This window comes from Kaarinaea lacus (genome assembly GCF_975902315.1).
Genome location: NZ_CDLKIE010000186.1, coordinates 1 through 4791, shown reverse-complemented (window position 1 = coordinate 4791; position 4791 = coordinate 1). Strand labels below are relative to the sequence as shown.

The window sequence follows — 4791 nt, the reverse complement described above, 5'->3', positions numbered from 1 at the left end:
CTGGCAAAACAGGAAGTACACAAGCCAGTTGAAGAAGGAGGGCTCTACGATATCAGTCATTTTGTAAAAGCAAAATCAGATGAAGAAAAACGCAATGTAATTCTCATTAGTGTAGAAAGTTTAAGTGCTGACTATTTGACGGCGTTTGGGATGAAGACTGATTTGACGCCATTTATGGATGAGTGGTTCAAACAGGGAATGTTGTTTACCAACTTATATGCAACAGGAACTCGCACTACACGCGGACTGGAGGCAATTACACTCTCAGTACCACCCACGCCGGGCCGTTCGATTGTAAAACGCCCCGGTCATGATCACCTGCAGAGTTTAGGGGAAGTCTTTAAATCGCATGGATATGACGTGGCGTTTTTATACGGTGGCCGCGGTTATTTTGACAATATGAATGTATTTTTCTCAAATCATGAGTATCGCATAATCGATCAAAGTTCGATTGATAACAAAGAAATTACGTTTGAGAATGCCTGGGGTGTTGCTGATGAAGTTTTGTACGACCAGGTAATTAAAAATGCCGATATCGCCAGTGCGCAGCATAAGCCGTTTTTTTATCATGTCATGACGACGAGCAACCACCGACCCTATACATACCCTGAAGGCCGAATCGATATACCTTCAGGAAGCGGGCGAGGCGGTGCAATTAAATATACAGACTTTGCCTTAAAACACCTGATTTCTGAGGCCAAAAAACACAACTGGTTTGACAATACTATTTTTGTTGTCGTCGCTGATCATTGTGGCAGCAGTGCGGGAAAAATTGAATTACCCGTGGAGAAATATCACATACCGCTGTTTATCTATGCTCCTGAGCTGGTCCCGGCGACACAGGTAGAAAAACTGGCAAGCCAGATTGACATAGCGCCAACGCTTCTGGCACTACTGGATTTTAATTATCATAGTCATTTCTGGGGGAATGATATTCTTGCGGCAGATTTCGAGGAGCGGGCGTTAATCGCGAACTACCAGAAATTGGGCCTGTATGAACAGGACAAGTTAGTAATACTTTCACCGGGTAAAAAAATAGTGGAAATTGATAAGAGCAAACCAGATGATCAGCCAAAACCAGTGGATGTCAGTGATCCTTTGGTGATGAAAACCATTGCCTACTACCAGGGTGCTGAATATATTTACCGACGTTCTAATAGAGAGTATAGAGAGTAAAGTGTAAAAACACTTAAACATACAAAGTGACCACTACTGGTTTCCACTGGGAACCGATGGTATTTTCCTGGATGAAAACATCGCGTATTTTGCCAGTCTCACTCAACAGGCATTGAAAACAGTGACCATCAAGATTCAGTAACAAGCAGCCATAACTCACTCGCAAACCCACTTTGTTTATTTGGCGTTGGAGATCGAATTCGGCTATTTTATTGATTCTGTGCTTGCGAGTACCGACATCATGGTAAATAATAGGTGCATTATTAATCGCCAGAGTATATCTGTTAGGCTTTATGCAAACGCACTTTGTTATTTTTAACCTGGTTATGATTTGTGCTGTACTGTTGCAGGCCTGCAGCAGTGGCTCTTCTGGATCACCTCCACCTACCGCTAGTCACTTCACGGGTGTGAATACTCAAAATATTTTTCAATTAAATGATACAGGTGCGTTATTGTGCTTGACGGATAATAATTTAATAGCATGTGAAGTTGGTTTCGATTTTCACTTAAAGCAGGATGCGATGTATGGACGTGACTATCTTGCCAGGACACTGAATTTATCCAAGCTCGGTGCGGGCTATGGTGGTTTTGATTTCGTAAAACTGGACCAGGCCGGTACTTCACTACCTGATCAATCTGTTTCATTTCAAACAGCGCCGTGGAGCTGTGTTGCGGATATCACTACCGGTTTGACGTGGGAAATCAAGACTGAGACTACTGGATTGCGTTATTTTGGTTCGTCGTTTTCATGGTATGAGCCGGACAATGCCCAAAATGGTGGAGAGGCAGGTATTCCGAACGGTGGAATTTGTACGGATGTGGCTTGTGATACCGACTCATATGTTGATGCAGTAAACGCGATGAACTTGTGTGGATACAATGACTGGCGTATACCGAGTCGAGAAGAGTTGAATTCTCTGCTGATATACAGTCCGTACCGTGACATTGCGGCGGATATTGACTACTTCCCTGAAGAATATATGGGTGGTAATCCCAATTATTTGATTTATTGGAGCAGAACAAGCAAGGCTGACGCTCCAACGCAGGCATGGGTAATTAAGGAAGGAGCGATGAGCGCATGGGATAAGAGCATGGCTGCGCATATTCGACTGGTACGTAGCAACTATTAAGTGTGATTGATTTATGATTCTTCGAATTAATAAGATTTATATTATTCTGATGCTCGCGTTATTGGTGCATGGGGCTGCATTCGGGCAAGAATGCAACAATAACATGCCGGTTGTAACACCCAACGAACGGTTTGAAGACCAGGGTAATGGAACCGTGATGGACAAAAATACCAGTTTGGTGTGGAAAAGATGTTCCGAAGGACAGACATATAATAGTCAAAGCAGGAATTGTGAAGGTGAGGCGAGATTATTTGTACCTAATGAAGCATTGGCGTTTGAAGAAAACATCAATAACAATGGGTTTGCCGGCCATACTGACTGGCGGGTACCAAATGTCAAAGAACTGTCATCCATTGTAGAGCCATCTTGTGTTAATCCCGCTATCAATATTGTAATTTTTCGAAACACACCCAGTGACCATTTCTGGAGTTCGACTCCATCAGGATATCAGTATTATTATTGTGTTAATTTCGGGAATGGTGAGGTTAATCGTGACTGTGTAATTAACAATGCAGGCGGAGGGATGGGCGGAGCGATCGAGGTGCCTGAAGCCTATCTAAGGTTCGTTAGAAATTAAGTGCCCGCTCAAAAAATTCAAAGCCACTTAATTTAAATAAAGTTATAGCGGTTTGAGAGCATTATTGTAGGTTTCCCGTTTGGCTAGTTTATTAACGTATTCCTTTAAATTATCGTAACGTTCCAGCTCGTCTGTTTTCCACATCAGCGTACTTCCAATTAAAATATCCGCGGTGGTAAAAGTATCGCCCAGTATGTACGGCTTACTACCCAACCTGGCGTGCAGCATTTCCAAAACGCTTTGGTAGCGATCAAGGCACCACGGTAACACAGCGCTTATTCGCTGCTTCCTGGGTAACAAAAATTTGTGAAGTACGTAATCCCATAGGGGTGGTTCCAGGGTGCCAGGTACGAAGTACATCCATTGTTCGTAATCCCGTCGTATTGGGCTATTTATTTCTGGCGCCAAGTCCTTTCCGGGAAATTGGTCAGCAAGCCACGCACAAATGGCACAGGATTCAATCATCACTTCTCCATCCACTTCCACTGCCGGTACACAGCCCAGCGGATGGATCGTTTTATATGATTCAGAACTACCTTCACCGTGGAATAAATCAATGGGTACAATTTGATAGGGTAGAGCCAGTTCCTCCAGTAACCAACGCACCCTGATGGCTCGAGTGCGTGGTGTGTAATAGAGTTTTAAATCCATTGTTGTTTAGATTTTTCTAAGTTGTAAGTAAATGATGACGTGGGTGATGATATAAAACGGTACGATGAAGGCGGGGATCAATACCAAGGGTAGTACACCCATGGCGTCGCTGGCTACATGACCTTCAAGCTGTCCGATGTTTCCGGTGCGGGACATAATGCCCAAACTCACCGCGATCACGAAATCCATCAATCCAAAGGTATTCCAACGGTAAATCCATTTCTTTGTGATAGCTTTATTCTGGTACATGGCTATGGCAAGAAACACGGCAAATATCGCTGCCAGGGCATCCCCCACACCTGCCGGGTAAGCAAACAGCGCCGGCAGTACATCGTAAAAATAGAGAAATACAAAACCAAATCCCAGCATGCGCCAGCTATGTAGCAGGATCAGGTGCCGCATATCAATACTAAGCACATAATCCTTAAAGCGAGGGCTTATGGCGTAGATAGTAGCGAAGGCAAGGAGGGGGATGATCAGTGCTAACAAAATGTTTAGAGGAGGCTGACCGGGAGGCGCATTGAACATGTTTTGAGCGGCTAAACTAAATACACCTGTAAACCAGACTACTAATATCATGAGTGTGACCAGATGACTGGGTTGTTGTGTCTCGCGCAATGCCATTGACTGGGTATTCATGCTCTCCTCCTGTTTTTTTCCAATAGTAACTTTAAAAAAGCAAGTAACTAAGATTATAGATAGTTACTTTAAATTTGCAAGCAACCAATGCTGTGCTACACTAAAATCATGAAAAAACAGAAGCTTAGTCAGAAGAAGCGGGCTGAAGATACAAAACGCTCGCCGTGCCCGGTGGCCAGTTTATTGGACATAGTTGGCGACAAATGGACCATGCTGATTATTCGTGATTTGTTTATGGGTAAAAAAACCTATGGTGAATTCGAAAATTCACCGGAGGGAATCCGTACTAATATCCTGGCGGAAAGATTGAAGCGTTTGGAGGCTGCGGGCATTATAGAGAAGTCGCCCTACCAGGAAAGACCGGTGCGTTATCAATATATACTCACCGAGAAGGGTAAAGCATTGGGTCCGGTGTTAAAGGCGATGAAAAACTGGGGGCTTAAATTTATTCCTGGTACTTATATCCCTGATAACTAACTCAGTGAATTTCTACTTCTTGGTCATTGCACCCTCAGGGTATAAACTCTGAACCAGAGCGACGTGGCAATCTCTGTTTCAATGATCGAACAATACAACTAATAATCAACAACACAAGTAATAACCAATAAGATTAACAAT

Annotated in this window: 6 protein-coding genes; 4 read left to right on the top strand and 2 right to left on the bottom strand. The window is 43.5% G+C overall.

Annotation, left to right across the window (positions count from 1 at the left end; translation table 11 throughout):
- The 3 genes from ACWVCM_RS05405 to ACWVCM_RS05395 form a co-directional block, all read left to right on the top strand.
- Positions 1-1176 (top strand): LTA synthase family protein (locus tag ACWVCM_RS05405; RefSeq protein WP_455200697.1); only part of this gene is annotated, 1176 nt, incomplete at its 5' end.
- A gap of 293 nt (positions 1177-1469) precedes the next feature.
- A complete protein-coding gene (locus ACWVCM_RS05400; RefSeq protein ID WP_455200696.1) occupies positions 1470-2306 on the top strand; it encodes an Lcl C-terminal domain-containing protein in 837 nt (278 codons plus the stop codon).
- A 103-nt stretch (positions 2307-2409) separates the two neighbouring features.
- Entirely contained in the window at positions 2410-2883 is a 474-nt protein-coding gene (locus ACWVCM_RS05395; RefSeq protein ID WP_455200695.1) for an Lcl C-terminal domain-containing protein, read from the top strand.
- A 42-nt stretch (positions 2884-2925) separates the two neighbouring features.
- Here ACWVCM_RS05395 and ACWVCM_RS05390 read toward each other — a convergent pair whose 3' ends face one another.
- The gene (locus tag ACWVCM_RS05390; protein ID WP_455200694.1) at positions 2926-3534 is read right to left on the bottom strand and encodes a glutathione S-transferase family protein; all 609 of its coding nucleotides are present in this window, start codon (positions 3532-3534) and stop codon (positions 2926-2928) included.
- Between the two features lie 6 nt (positions 3535-3540).
- Positions 3541-4173: a hypothetical protein gene (locus tag ACWVCM_RS05385; protein WP_455200693.1), complete on the bottom strand. Its 633-nt coding sequence runs from the start codon at positions 4171-4173 to the stop codon at positions 3541-3543.
- Between the two features lie 108 nt (positions 4174-4281).
- On the opposite strand from ACWVCM_RS05385, the gene ACWVCM_RS05380 reads away from it, so the two are divergent.
- Positions 4282-4650, top strand: coding sequence for a winged helix-turn-helix transcriptional regulator (locus tag ACWVCM_RS05380; protein WP_455200692.1), 369 nt, complete (start codon positions 4282-4284; stop codon positions 4648-4650).
- The last annotated feature ends 141 nt before the right edge of the window (positions 4651-4791 follow it).

What these genes read in the sequence shown, in the direction of transcription:
- ACWVCM_RS05390 (WP_455200694.1), bottom strand. Translation starts at nt 3,534, where the DNA reads ATGGATTTAAAACTCTATTACACACCACGCACTCGAGCCATCAGGGTG.
- ACWVCM_RS05400 (WP_455200696.1), top strand. Translation starts at nt 1,470, where the DNA reads ATGCAAACGCACTTTGTTATTTTTAACCTGGTTATGATTTGTGCTGTA.
- ACWVCM_RS05380 (WP_455200692.1), top strand. Translation starts at nt 4,282, where the DNA reads ATGAAAAAACAGAAGCTTAGTCAGAAGAAGCGGGCTGAAGATACAAAA.
- ACWVCM_RS05395 (WP_455200695.1), top strand. Translation starts at nt 2,410, where the DNA reads ATGCCGGTTGTAACACCCAACGAACGGTTTGAAGACCAGGGTAATGGA.
- ACWVCM_RS05385 (WP_455200693.1), bottom strand. Translation starts at nt 4,173, where the DNA reads ATGAATACCCAGTCAATGGCATTGCGCGAGACACAACAACCCAGTCAT.